This window comes from Streptomyces altiplanensis (assembly GCF_053591575.1).
In genome coordinates this window covers 1-17059 of the sequence record NZ_JBSFUB010000126.1, presented here as the reverse complement: position 1 = coordinate 17059, position 17059 = coordinate 1, and the positions used below count along the sequence as shown (strand labels likewise).

General features: G+C 69.7%; 19 protein-coding genes and 1 pseudogene. 17 read left to right on the top strand and 3 right to left on the bottom strand.

Annotation, left to right across the window (positions count from 1 at the left end; translation table 11 throughout):
• Positions 1-94: pseudogene (locus tag ACWD0Y_RS32715) on the top strand (FAD-dependent thymidylate synthase); the annotation flags it as partial.
• Positions 95-101: 7 nt separating this feature from the next.
• On the opposite strand, the gene ACWD0Y_RS32710 reads toward ACWD0Y_RS32715, so the two are convergent.
• Positions 102-692, bottom strand: coding sequence for a hypothetical protein (locus ACWD0Y_RS32710; protein WP_093799655.1), 591 nt, complete (start codon positions 690-692; stop codon positions 102-104).
• Between the two features lie 116 nt (positions 693-808).
• Here ACWD0Y_RS32710 and hemL point away from each other — a divergent pair, with 116 nt between their 5' ends.
• The 8 genes from hemL to ACWD0Y_RS32670 all read left to right on the top strand — a co-directional run bounded on the left by hemL (position 809) and on the right by ACWD0Y_RS32670 (position 9039).
• On the top strand, positions 809-2125 hold the full coding sequence (hemL, locus tag ACWD0Y_RS32705; RefSeq protein ID WP_450263911.1) for a glutamate-1-semialdehyde 2,1-aminomutase: 1317 nt from the start codon (positions 809-811) through the stop codon (positions 2123-2125).
• Positions 2122-2796, top strand: coding sequence for a histidine phosphatase family protein (locus ACWD0Y_RS32700; protein ID WP_450263910.1), 675 nt, complete (start codon positions 2122-2124; stop codon positions 2794-2796). Before hemL ends, ACWD0Y_RS32700 begins: the two co-directional genes overlap by 4 nt.
• A gap of 153 nt (positions 2797-2949) precedes the next feature.
• Positions 2950-4203: a hypothetical protein gene (locus ACWD0Y_RS32695; protein WP_450263909.1), complete on the top strand. Its 1254-nt coding sequence runs from the start codon at positions 2950-2952 to the stop codon at positions 4201-4203.
• Between the two features lie 67 nt (positions 4204-4270).
• The gene (locus ACWD0Y_RS32690; RefSeq protein ID WP_450263908.1) at positions 4271-4894 is read left to right on the top strand and encodes a TlpA family protein disulfide reductase; all 624 of its coding nucleotides are present in this window, start codon (positions 4271-4273) and stop codon (positions 4892-4894) included.
• Between the two features lie 4 nt (positions 4895-4898).
• Entirely contained in the window at positions 4899-5666 is a 768-nt protein-coding gene (locus ACWD0Y_RS32685; protein ID WP_450263907.1) for a cytochrome c biogenesis CcdA family protein, read from the top strand.
• Positions 5667-5669: 3 nt separating this feature from the next.
• A complete protein-coding gene (gene resB / locus ACWD0Y_RS32680; protein ID WP_450263906.1) occupies positions 5670-7418 on the top strand; it encodes a cytochrome c biogenesis protein ResB in 1749 nt (582 codons plus the stop codon).
• Positions 7415-8488: a c-type cytochrome biogenesis protein CcsB gene (gene ccsB / locus ACWD0Y_RS32675; RefSeq protein WP_450263905.1), complete on the top strand. Its 1074-nt coding sequence runs from the start codon at positions 7415-7417 to the stop codon at positions 8486-8488. Before resB ends, ccsB begins: the two co-directional genes overlap by 4 nt.
• A 53-nt stretch (positions 8489-8541) precedes the next feature.
• Complete coding sequence (locus ACWD0Y_RS32670) at positions 8542-9039, top strand: SRPBCC domain-containing protein (protein WP_450263904.1); 498 nt, start codon at positions 8542-8544, stop codon at positions 9037-9039.
• Between the two features lie 71 nt (positions 9040-9110).
• On the opposite strand, the gene ACWD0Y_RS32665 is transcribed toward ACWD0Y_RS32670, so the two are convergent.
• Entirely contained in the window at positions 9111-9539 is a 429-nt protein-coding gene (locus ACWD0Y_RS32665) for a PLD nuclease N-terminal domain-containing protein (protein WP_450263903.1), read from the bottom strand.
• An 89-nt stretch (positions 9540-9628) separates the two neighbouring features.
• On the opposite strand from ACWD0Y_RS32665, the gene ACWD0Y_RS32660 reads away from it, so the two are divergent.
• Together ACWD0Y_RS32660 and mqnP are read left to right on the top strand one after the other, a co-directional pair.
• The gene (locus ACWD0Y_RS32660; protein WP_093799645.1) at positions 9629-11086 is read left to right on the top strand and encodes a menaquinone biosynthesis decarboxylase; all 1458 of its coding nucleotides are present in this window, start codon (positions 9629-9631) and stop codon (positions 11084-11086) included.
• Complete coding sequence (gene mqnP / locus ACWD0Y_RS32655) at positions 11083-11985, top strand: menaquinone biosynthesis prenyltransferase MqnP (RefSeq protein ID WP_450263902.1); 903 nt, start codon at positions 11083-11085, stop codon at positions 11983-11985. Before ACWD0Y_RS32660 ends, mqnP begins: the two co-directional genes overlap by 4 nt.
• Here mqnP and ACWD0Y_RS32650 read toward each other — a convergent pair.
• The gene (locus tag ACWD0Y_RS32650) at positions 11975-12592 is read right to left on the bottom strand and encodes a rhomboid family intramembrane serine protease (protein ID WP_450263901.1); all 618 of its coding nucleotides are present in this window, start codon (positions 12590-12592) and stop codon (positions 11975-11977) included. The two genes, mqnP and ACWD0Y_RS32650, sit on opposite strands and share 11 nt — an antisense overlap.
• A 93-nt stretch (positions 12593-12685) precedes the next feature.
• On the opposite strand from ACWD0Y_RS32650, the gene ACWD0Y_RS32645 reads away from it, so the two are divergent.
• The 6 genes from ACWD0Y_RS32645 to ACWD0Y_RS32620 all read left to right on the top strand — a co-directional run.
• Positions 12686-13378: a UbiX family flavin prenyltransferase gene (locus ACWD0Y_RS32645; RefSeq protein WP_093799642.1), complete on the top strand. Its 693-nt coding sequence runs from the start codon at positions 12686-12688 to the stop codon at positions 13376-13378.
• A gap of 67 nt (positions 13379-13445) precedes the next feature.
• Complete coding sequence (locus ACWD0Y_RS32640; RefSeq protein ID WP_093799641.1) at positions 13446-13901, top strand: Lrp/AsnC family transcriptional regulator; 456 nt, start codon at positions 13446-13448, stop codon at positions 13899-13901.
• A gap of 92 nt (positions 13902-13993) precedes the next feature.
• The gene (gene mqnE, locus ACWD0Y_RS32635) at positions 13994-15172 is read left to right on the top strand and encodes an aminofutalosine synthase MqnE (protein WP_450263900.1); all 1179 of its coding nucleotides are present in this window, start codon (positions 13994-13996) and stop codon (positions 15170-15172) included.
• An 81-nt stretch (positions 15173-15253) separates the two neighbouring features.
• Complete coding sequence (locus ACWD0Y_RS32630) at positions 15254-15778, top strand: N-acetyltransferase family protein (protein ID WP_450263899.1); 525 nt, start codon at positions 15254-15256, stop codon at positions 15776-15778.
• Positions 15779-15913: 135 nt separating this feature from the next.
• Complete coding sequence (locus ACWD0Y_RS32625; RefSeq protein WP_093803384.1) at positions 15914-16168, top strand: DUF4229 domain-containing protein; 255 nt, start codon at positions 15914-15916, stop codon at positions 16166-16168.
• 379 nt (positions 16169-16547) lie between these two features.
• On the top strand, positions 16548-17059 hold a 512-nt coding region (locus ACWD0Y_RS32620), incomplete at its 3' end, for a dicarboxylate/amino acid:cation symporter (RefSeq protein ID WP_450263898.1).

The following is a 17059-nucleotide window of genomic DNA, read 5'->3' as shown; positions in this document are numbered from 1 at the left end:
CGGCGAGCAGTCCCTGGAGGAGCTCAGCAAGGATCCCGAGCGTTCCAAGGGCCTCATCAATTACTTGATGCGGGACCGCCACGGCAGCCCCTTCCCCCGGCTCAGGGCCAGACCAGGCAGTACGCCTGGTGCCCCGCCTCGTGCAGGCGGTGGCTGAAGTCCTGCCACTCGTGCAGCAGCTGGTAGACGTTGAACGCGTCGCGCGGGCCCCCGCGGTCCGGGACCGTGGACCAGATGAAGGCCGCCGCGCCCACCGACTCCTCGCCGACGCCGCGCAGCGGGTCGACGACCGTCATGGGGAGCTTGACCACCGCGTAGTCGGGGTGGAGCACGACCAGTTCCAGCGGCGGGACCTTGTGCAGGGGTATGCCCTCGATGCCGGTCAGGACCATCGCGGCCACCGTCTCCGGCTTGATCTTCGTGAACATGCCGCCCATGCCGAGCTCGTCGCCGCCCAGCTCCTCCGGACGCATCGAGATGGGCACGCGGGCCGCAGTGGCTCCGTTCGGAGCGCCGAAGTACTTGTAGGTCACCCCCACCCGGCCACTCCTGTTTCCCGTGTCCGCGTTCACGTTCGCCTCGCGCCTGTCCGCCCGCGCCCCGCGTCCCCGCTCACGCCGGTGCCGGCCGCGCTGGGACCCGTCGGGACCCAGGTCGTCGGTCCCCTCGCCCACTCCGCCACCGCGATGCATATCTCCACCCGACCACTCGCGGCCATGGCCGCGCAACCCGATCATCGTGTCAGTGACCTCCCCAGCGACCGTGCGGTGAAACACCTGACCGCAAGACCGCCGGAGCCTCTGACACCATGGCTTGTGTGAGCTTCCCCTATGACGCCCCAGTTTCGCAGACGCTTTTCGACCGCGCGTCCCTTGTGACGCCCGGCGGCGTGAACTCTCCGGTCCGCGCATTTCGTGCCGTGGGCGGTACGCCCCGGTTCATGGTGTCCGGTACCGGTCCGTACCTCACCGACGCCGACGGCCGTGAGTACGTCGACCTCGTGTGCTCGTGGGGGCCGATGATCCTCGGCCACTCCCACCCGCAGGTCGTCGCCGCGGTCCAGGAGGCCGTCGCCCGCGGCACCTCCTTCGGTACGCCCGGCGAGGGCGAGGTCGCACTGGCCGAGGAGATCGTCGCCAGGGTTGCGCCCGTCGAGCAGGTGCGGCTCGTCTCCAGCGGCACCGAGGCGACCATGTCGGCCATCCGCCTCGCCCGCGGCTTCACCGGCCGGGCCAAGGTCGTGAAGTTCGCCGGCTGCTACCACGGCCACGTGGACGCGCTCCTCGCCGCCGCCGGATCCGGCCTCGCGACCTTCGCGCTGCCGGACACGCCCGGCGTGACGGGCGCGCAGGCCGGCGACACGATCGTCCTGCCGTACAACGACCTGGACGCCGTACGGGCCGCCTTCGCCGCGCACCCCGGCGAGATCGCCTGCGTCATCACCGAGGCATCGCCCGGCAACATGGGCGTCGTCCCGCCGGCCGACGGATTCAACGCCGGGCTCAAGGACCTGTGCCGGGCCGACGGCGCGCTCTACATCTCCGACGAGGTCATGACCGGCTTCCGTACGTCGAAGGCCGGCTGGTACGGCGTCGACGGCGTCGCCCCCGACCTCATGACCTTCGGCAAGGTCATGGGCGGCGGCTTCCCGGCCGCTGCCTTCGGCGGCCGCAAGGACGTCATGGCGCACCTCGCGCCGGCCGGCCCCGTCTACCAGGCGGGCACCCTCTCCGGGAACCCGGTCGCGACCGCCGCCGGCCTCGCGCAGCTGCGGCTGCTCGACGACGGGGCGTACGCCGTGGTCGACGCGGTGTCGAGGGAGATCCAGGAGCTGGTCACCCTGGCGCTCGCCAAGGAAGGTGTCGCGCACCGCATCCAGAGCGCCAGCAACATGTTCTCCGTGTTCTTCACGGCCGACGAGGTGCGCAACTACGACGACGCGCGGAAGCAGGAAGCCTTCCGCTTCAACGCCTTCTTCCACTCGATGCTCGCCGACGGCGTCTACCTGCCGCCGTCCGCCTTCGAGTCCTGGTTCGTCTCCACCGCACACGACGCGCGGGCCGTCGAGCGCATCGCCGCCGCGCTGCCCGCCGCCGCCCGCGCCGCAGCGGAGGCCACGGCATGAGCGAGACCACCGTCGTCCACTTGGTGCGCCACGGTGAAGTGCACAATCCGGACGGGGTGCTGTACGGGCGCCGGTCCGGATACCACCTCTCCGACCTCGGCCGGCAGATGGCCGACCGGGTCGCCGAGCACCTCGCGGGGCGCGACATCACGCACGTCGTCGCCTCGCCGCTGGAGCGCGCCCAGGAGACCGCGGCGCCGGTCGCCAAGTCGCACGGGCTCGACCTGGCCACCGACGAGCGGCTGATCGAGGCGGCCAACGTCTTCGAGGGCAAGACCTTCGGGGTCGGGGACGGCGCGCTGCGCAGGCCCGGGAACTGGCGGCACCTGACGAACCCGTTCCAGCCGTCCTGGGGCGAGCCGTACATCGAGCAGGTCGTACGGATGATGGGCGCCCTGAACGCCGCGCGCGACGCGGCCCGCGGGCACGAGGCGGTCGCCGTCAGCCATCAGCTGCCGATCTGGATCGTACGGAGCTTCGTCGAGCGGCGGCGGCTGTGGCACGACCCACGCAGGCGGCAGTGCACGCTCGCCTCGCTCACCACCTTCACGTTCCAGGGCGACAAGATCGTGTCCGTCGGCTACAGCGAGCCGGCCCGCGATCTCGTGCCCCCACACCTGCTGGCCGGCGCCAAGCCCGTGAAGGGTAAAACGAAGGCATTCGGCGCGTAATACCAATCACTTCCCGGTCACTTTCGGGTCACTCCTGGGAAAAATATGTCGGTTCGTCGGAACCGACGTCTTCATCAGCACCTCTAACCCGGCGTCCGTCGTAAGAGCCGACGGGCGCCTGCGGGGATGACGAGTGCGGATGGGGACACGGGTATGCGGGACATGAGTCGAAGGGGTCTGCTGGGACTGGGACTCGGAGCGGCGGCCGCGGCCGGCCTGGCCGGCTGCGGCGCTTCCGAGGCGTCGGATCCGGGGAACCCCGGCCCGGCCAAGGGCAAGGGGGGCGACGGCGGTGGCACCCCGTCCCCGACCAGGACGGGCGGCGACGTACGCCTGATAGGCGACGGCTCGACGGCCGACACCGGCAAGCAGCCGAACCAGCCGGACAAGCCCGTACCGCTCCAGCCCGGTGAGACGCCGCCCCAGTTCGTGATCTTCTCCTGGGACGGGGCGGGCGAGGTCGGCAACGGCCTGTTCCCGCGCTTCCTCAAGCTCGCCAGGGACCACGACGCGGCGATGACCTTCTTCCTCTCCGGGCTCTACCTGCTCCCCGAGTCGAAGAAGAGCCTCTACAAGCCGCCGAACAACCCCGTCGGCGCCTCCGACATCGGCTACCTCACCGACGGGCACATCAAGGACACGCTGAAGTACGTCCGCCAGGCCTGGCTCGAAGGCCATGAGATAGGCACGCACTTCAACGGGCACTTCTGCGCGGGCTCGGGCACCGTCGGCAACTGGACGCCCGCCCAGTGGGAGAACGAGACCGCCCAGGCCAAGTCCTTCGTCACCGAGTGGAAGACCAACAGCGGCTGGACCGACCTCGACCCGCTGCCCTTCGACTACGAGAAGGAACTCGTCGGCGGCCGCACCCCCTGCCTCCTCGGCCAGGACAACCTCCTCCCGACGGCGAAGAAGCTCGGCTGGCGCTACGACGCCAGCTCGCCCGGCGGCCACCAGATGTGGCCCGTCAAGCGGGGCGGCCTGTGGGACCTGCCGCTCCAGGCGATGCCGTTCCCGGGCCATTCCTTCGAGGTGCTCTCGATGGACTACAACATCCTCGCCAACCAGTCGAAGAATTCGACCCAGGGCGTGCCGTCCCGCTACCCGGGCTGGAAGAAGCAGGCCACCGAGGCGTATCTCTCCGGTTTCCGGCGGGCGTACGAGAGCAATCGCGCCCCGTTCTACATAGGCAACCACTTCGAGCAGTGGAACGGCGGCATCTACATGGACGCCGTCGAGGAAGCGCTCAAGGGCATGGCGGGCAGGAAGGACGTGCGCCTGGTCTCCTTCCGGCAGTTCTGCGACTGGCTCGACGTGCAGGACCCGAAGGTGCTCGGCAAACTGCGCTCCCTCCAGGTCGGCCAGTCCCCGGCGGGCGGCTGGAAGTCTTTCCTTAAACGCTCTTGACAAGGGGCTTTACGGGCACCGCGGGGGGCGCGGAAGATCCCTGGAACGCTCATGCGAAACTTTTCACATGAGCCTTAGCCGCGCCTCCCGCCGCCGCTCGAACCGCACCCGCCACGCAGCGTCGGCGGCCGCCGTCGCGGTCGCGGGCGCACTCACCCTCTCCGCGTGCGGAGGCGACGGCGCCGCGTCGTCGGGGTCGAGCGGCGCGAAGTTCGTGACCGGCAGCGGGGGCATCTCCACCGTCGCGAAGGGCGAGCGGCAGGACGCCCCGAAGCTCGACGGCGAGACGCTCGAAGGCGAGAAGCTCGACATCGACGATTTCAAGGGCAAGGTCGTCGTCCTGAACGTCTGGGGTTCGTGGTGCTCGCCCTGCCGGGCCGAGGCGCCGAATTTCGCGAAAGTCTCCGAGGAGACCAAGGACAAGGGAGTCGAGTTCGTCGGGATCAACACCCGTGACGACTCCAAGGGCCCCGCGATCGAGTTCGAAAAGCAGTGGGGCATCACCTATCCCAGCTTCTACGACCCGATCGGCAAGCTGGTTCTCCGCTTTCCCAAGGGCAGCCTGAATCCCCAGGCCATTCCGTCGACGATCGTGATCGACCGTGAGGGCAGGATCGCGGCCCGCTCGCTGATGGCCCTCAACGAGAAGAAGCTGCACCAGATGATCGACCCGCTGATCGCGGAGAAGTGACCACGTGAGCGTTCTCGCCGCCGCGGTCACCGACCCGAACACGACGGTTCTGAGCGGTGCCCTGATACTCGCGCTGCCGATCGCCGTCGCCGCCGGTCTCGTCTCCTTCTTCTCGCCGTGCGTGCTGCCGCTCGTACCCGGCTATCTGTCGTACGTCACCGGAATCAGCGGCACCGACCTGGCCGAGGCCAAGCGCGGCCGTATGGTCGCGGGCGCGTCGCTCTTCGTGCTCGGCTTCAGTGCCGTCTTCGTCTCGACCGGTGCGCTCTTCGGCTACTTCGGCTCGACGCTCCAGGAGTACCAGGAGACGCTCTCCATGGTGCTCGGCGGGCTGATGATCCTCCTGGGCGTCTTCTTCATGGGGCTGCTGCCCTGGATCACCCAGCGCGAGTTCCGTTTCCACAAGCGGCCGGCGGCCGGACTCGCGGGAGCGCCCGTACTCGGTGCCCTCTTCGGCATCGGCTGGGCGCCGTGCACCGGCCCGACGCTCGGCGCGGTCCAGACGCTCGCCCTCAGCGACGGGAGCGCGGGGCGCGGGGCCGTACTGACCGTCGCGTACTGCCTCGGCCTCGGTGTGCCCTTCGTGCTCGCCGCGATGGCGTTCCGGCGGGCGCTCGGTGCGTTCGCCTGGGTCAAGAAGCACTACGCCTGGGTGATGCGCATCGGCGGACTGATGATGATCGCGACCGGCATCCTGCTCGTCACCGGGATCTGGAACGGCATCATTCAGGACATGCAGGGCTGGACCCAAAGCTTCACGGTGGGGATCTGATCCATGAGCAAGACCGAGACGACCGACGAGACGGCCGCGGCCGCCGAACACGAGGAGCAGGAGTTCGGCGAAGCCGGTGCCCAGCTCTCCACCGCCCCCCGGGAGCGGACGGTCCCCGGTTCCTTCGGCGGCGTGATGCAGCCCGGCGCGGCCGGCCGGATCGCCTGGGCCTGGCGTGAGACGACGGGCTGGGTGCGCTGGTTCTGGCGGCAGCTGACGTCGATGCGCGTCGCGCTGATCCTGCTGTTCCTGCTGTCGCTGGGCGCGATCCCCGGGTCGCTGGTCCCGCAGACCGGTGTCGACGAGACGAAGGTCGAGGAGTTCAGGGCGGCGCACGAGACGCTCGCGCCGGTCTACGACGACCTCGGGCTCTTCAACGTCTACAGCTCGGTGTGGTTCTCCGCGATCTACATCCTTCTGTTCGTCTCGCTCATCGGCTGCATCGTGCCCCGCACCTGGCAGTTCGTGGGCCAGCTCCGCAGCCGCCCGCCGGGCGCGCCCGGCCGCCTGACGCGGCTTCCGGCGTACACCACCTGGCGTACGGAGACGGACCCCGAGCAGGTCCGGGAGGCCGCGCTGGCGATGCTCCGGCAACGCCGCTTCCGGTCCCACGCCGTCGGGGACGCGGTCGCCGCCGAGAAGGGGTACCTGCGCGAGGCCGGGAACCTGATCTTCCACATCGCGCTCATCGTGATGCTGGTGTCCTTCGCCACCGGGCAGCTCTTCAAGTCCGAGGGCGGCAAGCTGATCGTCGAGGGCGGCGGTTTCGCGAACACCCTCACGCAGTACGACGACTTCAAGTCCGGGTCGCTCTTCGACCGGGACCACGACCTGGCGCCGTTCAGCTTCACGCTCGACAAGTTCGTCGGGACGTACGAGCGCACCGGCCCCCAGCGCGGCACGCCCCGTACGTACGAGGCCCATGTGACGTACGCGGAGGGGGCGGACGGCGCCGAGAAGAAGACCAGGATCGAGGTGAACCGGCCGCTGGAGGTCGACGGCTCGAAGGTCTACCTGATCGGCCACGGGTACGCCCCGGTCGTCACCGTCAGGGACGGCAAGGGCCGGGAGGTCTTCAAGGGCGCGGTGCCGCTGCTGCCCATGGACTCCAACGTCACCTCGTCCGGCGCGATCAAGGTGATGGACGGCTACCGCGACAAGGACGGCAAGAAGGAGCAGCTGGGCTTCCAGGCGTTCTTCGTGCCGACGTTCGCGGGCGCCGGCAAGGGCACGATGCTCTCCCAGTACCCGGGCCTCGACTTCCCCGTCCTCGCGCTCAACGCCTTCCACGGCAGCCTCGGCGTGGACGCGGGCCTGCCGCAGAACGTCTACCAGCTCGACAAGCGCAAGATGAAGGCGTTCAAGGACGACCGGGGCGCCGACCTCAAGCAGCGGCTGCTGCCCGGCGAGACCATGAAGCTGCCGGACGGCGCCGGATCCATCACGTTCGAGAAGGACGTCAAGGAGTGGGCGACCTTCCAGATCTCGCAGCAGCCCGGCAACGTACCCGCACTGGTGGGAGCCGTCGCCGCGATCGCGGGGCTCGCCGGATCGCTGTTCATCCAGCGCCGCCGCGTCTGGGTCCGGGCCGTACGGGGCAAGGACGGCGTCACCGTCGTCGAGATGGCCGGACTCGGCCGCAGCGAGTCCTCGAAGCTTCCCGAGGAACTGGCCGATCTGGCCGCAACGCTCAATTCACAGGCGCCGACCGCACCTGATCCCGCTGAACCCGTCGAAGGAGTCCGCGCGTGAATCTCGCGGCCGCAACCAACGAGAACCTCGCCCACATCAGCAATGTGCTGATCTATTCGTCGATGGCCGTCTACACGCTGGCCTTCTTCGCCCACATCGCCGAGTGGGTCTTCGGCAGCCGCAGCAAGGTCGGCCGCACGGCCGCCGCGCTGACCGCCGACGGAGCGGCGGCCCCCGCGGTGACCGTGCGCTCCGGCGGCTCCACGGCCGTCCTCGACAAGCCGAAGATCGTCACCCGGTCCGCGGCGGGCACCCGTGACGTGCCGGACGGCCCGGGAGCGGCGGGCGGCACCGAGAAGGGCGACCTCTACGGACGTGTCGCCATCTCGCTGACCGTCCTCGCCTTCCTCGTCGAGGCGGGCGGCGTGGTGGCCCGCGCCCTGTCGGTGCAGCGCGCGCCGTGGGGCAACATGTACGAGTTCTCGATCACCTTCTCCACCGTGGTCGTCGGCGTGTACCTGGCGATCCTGGCCGCGAAGAAGAACGTCCGCTGGGCCGGTCTGCCGCTGGTCACCACGGTCCTGCTGGACCTGGGCATCGCCACGACGTGGCTCTACACCGACAGCGACCAGCTGGTGCCCGCACTGGACTCGTACTGGCTGTGGATCCACGTCTCCACCGCGATCTTCTGCGGCGCGGTGTTCTACCTCGGCGCGGTCGGCACGCTGCTCTACCTCTTCCGTGACGGGTACGAGGCGAAGCTCGCGGGCGGCGGCAAGCCGGGCGCCTTCGCCTCGTCCGTCCTGGAGCGCCTCCCGTCCGCCGCCTCGCTCGACAAGTTCTCCTACCGCGTGAACGCCGCCGTCTTCCCGCTGTGGACGTTCACGATCATCGCGGGCGCGATCTGGGCGGGCGACGCGTGGGGCCGCTACTGGGGCTGGGACCCCAAGGAGGTCTGGTCCTTCATCACGTGGGTCGCGTACGCCTGCTACCTGCACGCGCGCGCGACGGCGGGCTGGAAGGGCCGCAAGGCCGCCTACCTGGCGCTCTTCGCGTTCGGCTGCTGGCTGTGGAACTACTACGGCGTGAACATCTTCCTCAGCGGCAAGCACTCGTACGCGGGCGTCTGACCCGCTCCCGGGCCCGGCTCGCACGAGCCCGGCCGAGGGGAGAGGCTGGTGCCATGACGGACGAGATCCCTCATGGCACCAGCGAACCCCGGGACCCCGGGGTCGTACTGAGGTTCACGCTGGACCTCCCGCAGCCCGCGCACCGGGTCTGGCCCGCCGTCGCGACCCCGGAGGGCCTGCGGGAGTGGCTCGCCGCCGTCGAGCGGCTGGAGCCGCGCCTGGGCGGCGCGGTCACGCTGCGGTGGCTGAACACCGGCGACGACGCCGTCGAGCACGGCACGGTCACCGCCTGGGACCCGGAGCACGTCGCCGAGTACACCGTCGCCGCGCACGGGCGGGTCCGCTTCCACCTGGAGCCGGCCTGGGCGGGCGCCATCGGCACGGTGCTGCGCTTCACCGACGAGGTGGCGCCGGCCGGCGCCGCCGATCGGCCGAGCCGCCTCGCGGGCTGGCACCAGCACTTCGCGTACCTCCTGGCCGCACTCGACGGCCGCCCGCGGGACTGGTCGGAGTGGGACCCGGACCGCTACCGCGAGCTGTACGCCGGGTAGCCGGTGCGGGGCGGTGCGGTGGCCGTCCTCCGCGGGGCGCCGGGGCCGCTGCCGTGGTGTGCGAGGCGGGGTCAGGACTTCGGCGGCGTGGAGTCCCCGGGGCCTTCCTCGCGCCGCTTGAGCTCCTCCTCGCGGCGGCGCAGGTCCGCTTCCCGGTCCTTCATCACCGACTCGTCCTCGCCGCCCGTTCCGGAAGAGGCGGTCTCGTCCTTGAGGGACTTCAGGAAGTCGGGGTTGTCGTCGGGGGCGACCCATCGCTGCTTGTTCCCGCGGCGCCGTTCGGAGGGCGCGCCGCCGGAGCCGTCGCGAGCCCCCTTGCGGACCTTGCCGGCCGCGAGCCAGGCGACGGGGCCGATCAGCACCTCGCCGAAGAGCAGCACGATGATCACCCAGACCACCTTGGGAAGGTGGCGGACCTCTTCCTCGGGAGTGTTCAGGCAGTCGATGAAGGCGTAGATCCACAGCGCCAGCACCAGAAGGAACGGCAGATACCTGAGCATGAGGGCAAGCTCCCAGAGCGCGGACCGCAGGGCGCCGTGGGCAGCCCCGGTGACGGGCCAAGCGTAGTGCGTACCGGATACTGGACCGCATGGCTTACGACGATCTTCGCTCCCTGCTCCGGGCGCTGGAGCGCGAGGGCGACCTCAAGCGCATCAAGGCCGAAGTCGATCCGTACCTGGAGGTCGGGGAGATCGTCGACCGGGTGAACAAGGCGGGTGGTCCGGCGCTTCTCTTCGAGAACGTCAAGGGCTCGTCGATGCCCCTGGCGATGAACGTCTTCGGGACCGACCGCCGGCTGCTCAAGGCGCTCGGCCTGAAGTCGTACGACGACATCCGGGACAAGATCGGCGGGCTGCTGAAGCCCGAGCTCCCGCAGGGTTTCGTGGGGGTGCGGGAGGCGTTCGGCAAGCTCGGGTCGATGGCGCACGTGCCGCCGAAGAAGGTCAAGTCGGACGCGGCGCCGGTCCAGGAGGTCGTGCTCACGGGCGAGGACGTGGACCTCGACAGGCTGCCCGCCCTGTTCACCTGGCCCGAGGACGGCGGGTCCTTCTTCAACCTGGGCCTCACGCACACCAAGGACCCGGAGTCGGGCATCAGGAACCTGGGGCTGTACCGGCTCCAGCGCCACGACAAGCGCACGATCGGGATGCACTGGCAGATCCACAAGGACAGCCGGAACCACTACCAGGTGGCGGCCCGGCGGGGCGAGCGGCTGCCGGTCGCGATCGCCTTCGGTGCGCCGCCGGCCGTGACGTACGCCTCGACAGCTCCGCTGCCGGGCGACATCGACGAGTACCTCTTCGCGGGCTTCCTGTCGGGCAAGCGCATCGAGATGGTCGACTGCAAGACGGTCCCGCTCCAGGTCCCGGCCCAGGCGGAGGTCGTGCTGGAGGGGTGGCTGGAGCCCGGGAGGATGCTGCCGGAGGGGCCCTTCGGCGATCACACCGGGTTCTACACGCCGCAGGAGGACTTCCCGGCGCTGACGATCGACACGATCACGATGCGGCGGCGTCCGCTGCTCCAGTCGATCGTGGTGGGGCGGCCGCCCACGGAGGACGGGCCGCTGGGGCGGGCCACGGAGAGCTTCTTCCTGCCGCTGCTCAAGATCATCGTCCCGGACATCGTGGACTACCACCTGCCGGAGGCGGGCGGCTTCCACAACTGCGTCATCGTGGCGATCGACAAGAAGTACCCGAAGCACGCGCAGAAGGTCATGCACGCCATCTGGGGCGCGCACATGCTCTCGCTGGAGAAGCTGATCATCGTGGTCGACAAGGACTGCGACGTGCACAACTACCACGAGGTGGCCTGGCGGGCGCTGGGGAACGTCGACTACTCCCGCGACCTCACGGTGGTGGAAGGACCGGTCGACCACCTCGACCACGCGTCGTACCAGCAGTTCTGGGGCGGCAAGGCGGGCATCGACGCGACGAAGAAGCTGCCCGAGGAGGGCTACACCCGGGACGGGGGCTGGCCGAACATGGTCGAGTCCGACCCCGGGACCTCCGAACGGGTGTCGAGGCGCTGGAAGGAGTACGGGCTGTGACCAGCGCGGCGGCCGCCGTTCCGCAGACCGGCAGGACCAAGGCGTTCCTGCGGCTGGTGATGATCGAGCACTCGGTCTTCGCGCTGCCCTTCGCGTACATCGCCGCGCTCACCGCGATGTTCCAGCTGGACCGGAACATCCACTGGGGCAAGCTGCTGCTCGTCACGGTCGCCATGGTCGGGCTGCGTACGTTCGCGATGGCGTGCAACCGGATCATCGACCGGGAGCTGGACGCCCGCAACCCGCGCACCGCCAACCGCGAGCTGGTCACCGGCGCGGTCTCGGTCAGGTCGGCCTGGACCGGCGCGCTCGTCGCCGTGGTGGTCTTCCTCGGCGCCGCGGCCGCGCTGAACCCGCTGTGCCTGGCGCTGGCGCCGGTCGCGGTGGTCCCGATGGTGGTCTATCCGTACGGGAAGCGCTTCACCCACTTCCCGCACGCGATCCTCGGCCTCGCCCAGGCCATGGGCCCCGTCGGCGCCTGGCTCGCGATCACGGGGGAGTGGTCCTGGGACGCGGTGATCCTCGGCCTCGCGGTCGGCATCTGGATCGGCGGCTTCGACCTGATCTTCGGCAGCCAGGACGTCCAGGCGGACCGCGCGCACGGGGTGAAGTCCGTGCCGGCCCGCTTCGGGGTCCCGGCCGCGCTGTACGGGGCGCGGGCGTGCCACGCGGTGACGACCGTCCTGCTGGTCTGGTACGCGCTGGCCACCGACGCGGGGGCGTTCTTCTGGGCCGGCCTGGTGATAGTGACCGCGGCCTTCTTCTACGAGCACACGATCGTCAAGCCGCACGACCTGTCCCGCCTCAACCGGGCGTTCTTCACGACGAACGGCTTCATCGGGATCGCCCTGTTCGGGTGCGCGCTGATCGACCTGCTGGTGCGCGGCCTCACGGTGTGAGCCGCGCGGGACTTGTGGGGGAGGTCCGCCGCCGGAACAGGAACGCGGCGAGCACGCCGCCGGCCAGGCCGAAGAGGTGGCCCTGCCAGCTGACGGCGGCATTGGCCGGGAGGACGCCCCACAGGATCGAGCCGTAGACCGCGGCCACCACCAGGCCGGTCACGACGTCCAGTGCGCTGCGGTCGACGAAGCCCCGGACCAGCAGGTAGCCGAAGAGGCCGAAGACGACGCCCGACGCGCCCGCCGTGTTGGAGTGGTCGGGGGCGGTGAGCCAGACCCCCAGGCCGCTGACGAGCACGATGACCAGGACGACGCCCGCGAAGCGGCGTATGCCGCTCAGGGCGGCGAGGAAGCCGAGGACCAGCAGCGGGACGGTGTTCGAGGCGAGGTGGTCGAAGCCGTGGTGCAGGAACGGCATCGGGAGCACGTCGCGCAGCTCGCCGACGTCGCGCGGGCTCAGCCCGTACGTGTTCAGCGCGCCCGTCGCGGTGTCCAGCGCCTCCAGGACCCACAGCAGCGCGACCCAGCCGAGCATCAGCGCGGCGGCGGCCTTCGCCCGGTGTCCCCGGCTCCGGTTCCGGCTCTGTCCAGCGGCGGTCGGTGACATGGCGTCCCCCTGCGGTACGTGCGGCTCTGCCGGTGGAACGTCCCGGGCACCTGACTCGGTTCCGCCCGGGGGAGCCCGGATAAGGTCGGGCACGTGGAGTCAGGACATACACGCGGTCAGCAGCCGCGCCGGCCATGGGTCGTAGGGGTTTCCGGGGCGTCGGGCACGCCGTACGCCGCCGCCGTGCTGCGCGGGCTGCTGGACGCCGGCGAGAGCGTGGACCTGGTGGTCAGCCGGGCCTCGCGCCTGACGCTGCTCGACGAGACGGGCATCGCGTTCCGGGACGCCCACTGGCAGGAGGACCTGCGCACGTGGCTGGCGCGCGGCGCGGACGGCAGGCCGGACACGTTCGCCGCCGAGGTGGGCGACGTGCGGTACTGGGCGGCCGGGGACCTCGCCGCCGGGCCCTCGTCGGGTTCGTACCCCGCCAAGGGGATGCTCGTCGTGCCGGCGTCGACGGCGAGCGTGGCCGGGGTGGCGCTGGGACTGTCGAAGGACCTGCTGCAACGGGTGGCGAGCGTGACGCTCAAGGAGCGGCGCCCGCTCGTGGTCGCGGTGCGGGAGACGCCGCTGAGCGGCCAGACCCTCAAGCACATGGTGGCGCTGGACGAGGCGGGCGCCGTGGTGCTGCCCGCCTCCCCGGCGTTCTACGCGGGAGCGACGCACATCCAGGACCTGGTGGACTTCGTCGCGGGGCGGGTGCTGGACGCGGCAGGGGTGCCGCACGGCTTGTACCGCCGCTGGGAGGGGGAGCTCGGGGGCTCCCGGAAAGACAACGGGCGTTGAGCGCTGCACGCCTTAGATTGCACACATAAACTCGCGGTATTGCTGAACAATGGAAGGCTTCAGGCATATGGACGCCGTGGACAGGCAGCTCATCCAGGCCCTCAGAGAGAACGGCAGGGCCTCGTACGCCGAACTCGGCCGGCTCGTCGGGCTCTCGGGGCCCAGCGTCACCGACCGCATCAACCGCCTCGAGGCGGCCGGTGTCATCACCGGTTACCGCGCGACGGTCGACGCGAAGTCGCTCGGCCTCGGCGTCACCGCGCTGATCGGCATCTCGCTCTCGGACGCGGCGGACCACGAGGACGTGGCGCGCAGGCTGCGCGACCTCGAGGAGATCGAGGACTGCTGGTTCATCGCGGGCGACGACTCGTTCATGCTCAAGATCCGCGCGGGGGACGTCGACGGCCTGGAGAAGACGATCCGGCGGCTGTCCGGCACGCGGGGCGTCTCGCGCACCCGGACGACGATCGTGCTCTCCACCAAGTGGGAGAACCGCGTCGGGGGACTGCCCGAGGAAGGCTGACGCGGAGCGCCAATGGGGGGTCCCTCCGGCCGGGGGGCGGGGGAGTACGGTGTTCTGAGCCTGATTCGTAGACAAATGGGAGGCGGCCGGAGATGACTGCATCTATCAAAGATGTAGGACTCAAGCGCGAGCTGGAGCAGAAGGTCCGGACGGGTGAGCGGCTGACCCGCGAGGACGGCATCGCCCTCTACGAGTCCGACGACCTGGCCTGGCTGGGCGGTCTCGCCCACGAGGTGCGCACGCGCAAGAACGGCGACGTCGTCCACTTCAACGTCAACCGCCACCTCAACATGACGAACGTGTGCACCGCGTCGTGCGCGTACTGCTCGTTCCAGCGCAAGCCGGGCGAGAAGGACGCGTACACGATGCGCATCGAGGAAGCCGTCAAGCTCGCCAAGGCGATGGAGAACGAGAACCTCACCGAGCTGCACATCGTCAACGGCCTCCACCCCAGCCTCCCGTGGCGCTACTACCCGCGCTCCCTGAGCGAGCTGAAGAAGGCCCTTCCGAACGTCTCGCTGAAGGCCTTCACGGCGACGGAGATCCACCACTTCGAGACCGTGTCGGGCATGTCGGCCTCGGAGATCCTGGACGAGCTCATCGAGGCCGGCCTGGAGTCGCTGACCGGCGGCGGCGCGGAGATCTTCGACTGGGAGGTCCGCCAGCACATCGTCGACCACCGCACCCACTGGGAGGACTGGTCGCGCATCCACCGCCTCGCGCACCAGAAGGGGCTCAAGACCCCGGCGACGATGCTGTACGGGCACATCGAGGAGCCGCGCCACCGCGTGGACCACGTGCTGCGGCTGCGTGAGCTCCAGGACGAGACCGGCGGTTTCCAGGTCTTCATCCCGCTGCGCTACCAGCACGACTTCGAGGACATGAAGGACGGCAAGATCCGCAACCGTCTTCAGGCCCGTACGACGATGGCGAGCGGCGCCGACGTGCTGAAGACCTTCGCGGTCTCGCGGCTGCTCTTCGACAACGTCCCGCACGTCAAGGTCTTCTGGGTCATGCACGGCGTGCAGACCTCGCAGCTCGCGCTCCAGCACGGCGCGGACGACATGGACGGCTCGGTCGTCGAGTACAAGATCACGCACGACGCGGACAACTACGGCACGCCGAACAAGCTCGGCCGTGAGGACCTGCTGGAGCTGATCCGGGACGCGGGCTTCCGCCCGGTGGAGCGGAACACGCGGTACGAGATCATCCGCGAGTACCCGGGGCCGGACGCGGACCGCCGCGAGTCGCCGCAGGCGATGCGGGTCTGACGCCGCGGGGGCGGCCCGGGGGCGCCCGGGCCGCGGAGCCGGCCGTGCGGGCGCCGGGCCGGGCCGTTTATCGTCGGGGGCATGCCGCTGACCTTCACACTTGATCCGCGGATCGGCCCCGGCCTGCGCGACGGCGTCCTGTCCCTGTGGGCGGACGTCTCCAACGCGGGCGGCGCCGTCGGGTTCGTACCGCCCGTGACCGCCGACGACATCCGGCCCGAGTGGGTCAAGCACCTCGCCGCCATCGACGAGGGCCGTACCCGGCTGCTCGTCGGGCACGACGAGGAGGGCGCCGTCGCCGCCACCGCGTTCCTCACGTACAACACGCACCGGTTGATGACCCACTGGATCTGGCTCTACACGGTGATGGTCCACCCGCGCCACCAGGGCAAGGGGTACGGCCGCGACCTGATGGCGGCGGTCGCCGAGGAGGCGCGGTCCTTCGAGGGGATCGAAGCGATACGGCTGACCTGCCGCGGCGGCACCGGAGCCGACCGGTTCTACGCCTCCTGCGGCTACAAGGAGGTCGGGCGCGTGCCCGGCGCGATCCGGGTCGCACCGGGCGACGACCGCGACGACATCGTCATGCTGCTGCCGCTGGAATGACGGGAACGGCCGGGAAGGGCAGGGGCCCGGCAGGAGTTCTGCACCGCTGTGCTTGACTGGTAGCGACCCTTTAGGTTGCCGTTGAGGAGAAGGTCCCCCGTGAACACCAAGCACGCAACGATTCGCTACACCGCGATGCGCCTTGGCGTCTTCGTGGGCTGCTTCTTCGTCATCTGGGGCCTGGTCCACTTCGGCGTGCTCCCGGCCGGCCTGGGCGACTCCAACCTGCTGTGGGTGCTCATGCTCGCCATCGTCGTCTCCGCGCCGCTCAGCTTCGTGCTGCTGCGCAAGCAGCGCGACGCGATGTCCGAGCGGATCGTCGAGCGCGTGGACCACGTGAAGGCCAAGCTGGAGTCGAACCGCAGCCAGGAGGACGGCCTGCTCCGGTAAGGGCCGCGTAAGGTACGTCACACTTCACACCACCCCGGTTCCGGACACCTGTCCGGGGCTGGGGTGTTGGCGTTTTCCGGGCCGGGGCGGGGGCGCGCGTACCCAAAGAACAGCTTTGATGTTCTCAAAGTACAAGTGTTAACGTGTTCGGCATGAAGACATCAGCCGCGCACTCCCCTGTCATGAGCGTTCCGCTCGTGCTGGTGGCGCGCCTGCATGTCGATCTCTGCCGCTGCATGTCCGCGGCCTGTCGCCGCCACATCTGACATCAGAAGCGACTTCACGCAGCGGCGACGCCCACAGCTCCGGTTCCACGTGCAGCTCACGGCCGCCGCACCCCCGTCCCCGTATCCCCATACGTAAGCAACGGAGTGTGTCCGTGTCCGCGAACTCCGCGATCACGCCCGAGGACCGGAAGCCCCGCTTCCGAATATCCGACAAGTTTCCCTTCTGGGCCCAGATCATCACCGGTCTGGTCCTGGGTGTCCTGCTCGGCTGGCTCGCGCGCAGCCAGGACATCAGCTGGCTCAAGACGACGCTGGAGCAGGTCGGCGGCATCTTCGTCCAGCTGCTGAAGCTGGCCGTCGCGCCGCTCGTCTTCTTCGCGATCCTGGTGTCGATCACCAACCTGCGCAAGGTCAACAACGCCGCCAGGCTGGCCTCGCGCACGCTGCTCTGGTTCATGATCACGTCGCTGATCGCGGTCGCCATCGGCCTCGTGATCGGCCTGGTCACCAACCCGGGGGCCGGTACGGGCCTGACGCCGAAGGACGGCCAGAAGCCCGAGGGCTCCGGCTCCTGGATCGACTTCCTGACCGGCATCGTGCCGACCGACGTCATCACGCCGTTCACCGAGCTGAACGTGCTCCAGATCGTCTTCATGGCCGCCGT

Excerpts from the sequence above, each read along its gene's own strand:
- ACWD0Y_RS32710 (WP_093799655.1), bottom strand. The coding sequence starts at position 692 with ATGCATCGCGGTGGCGGAGTGGGCGAGGGGACCGACGACCTGGGTCCC.
- hemL (WP_450263911.1), top strand. The coding sequence starts at position 809 with ATGGCTTGTGTGAGCTTCCCCTATGACGCCCCAGTTTCGCAGACGCTT.
- ACWD0Y_RS32700 (WP_450263910.1), top strand. The coding sequence starts at position 2,122 with ATGAGCGAGACCACCGTCGTCCACTTGGTGCGCCACGGTGAAGTGCAC.
- ACWD0Y_RS32695 (WP_450263909.1), top strand. The coding sequence starts at position 2,950 with ATGCGGGACATGAGTCGAAGGGGTCTGCTGGGACTGGGACTCGGAGCG.
- ACWD0Y_RS32690 (WP_450263908.1), top strand. The coding sequence starts at position 4,271 with ATGAGCCTTAGCCGCGCCTCCCGCCGCCGCTCGAACCGCACCCGCCAC.
- resB (WP_450263906.1), top strand. The coding sequence starts at position 5,670 with ATGAGCAAGACCGAGACGACCGACGAGACGGCCGCGGCCGCCGAACAC.
- ACWD0Y_RS32670 (WP_450263904.1), top strand. The coding sequence starts at position 8,542 with ATGACGGACGAGATCCCTCATGGCACCAGCGAACCCCGGGACCCCGGG.
- ACWD0Y_RS32665 (WP_450263903.1), bottom strand. The coding sequence starts at position 9,539 with ATGCTCAGGTATCTGCCGTTCCTTCTGGTGCTGGCGCTGTGGATCTAC.
- ACWD0Y_RS32660 (WP_093799645.1), top strand. The coding sequence starts at position 9,629 with ATGGCTTACGACGATCTTCGCTCCCTGCTCCGGGCGCTGGAGCGCGAG.
- ACWD0Y_RS32650 (WP_450263901.1), bottom strand. The coding sequence starts at position 12,592 with ATGTCACCGACCGCCGCTGGACAGAGCCGGAACCGGAGCCGGGGACAC.
- ACWD0Y_RS32640 (WP_093799641.1), top strand. The coding sequence starts at position 13,446 with ATGGACGCCGTGGACAGGCAGCTCATCCAGGCCCTCAGAGAGAACGGC.
- mqnE (WP_450263900.1), top strand. The coding sequence starts at position 13,994 with ATGACTGCATCTATCAAAGATGTAGGACTCAAGCGCGAGCTGGAGCAG.
- ACWD0Y_RS32630 (WP_450263899.1), top strand. The coding sequence starts at position 15,254 with ATGCCGCTGACCTTCACACTTGATCCGCGGATCGGCCCCGGCCTGCGC.
- ACWD0Y_RS32625 (WP_093803384.1), top strand. The coding sequence starts at position 15,914 with ATGCGCCTTGGCGTCTTCGTGGGCTGCTTCTTCGTCATCTGGGGCCTG.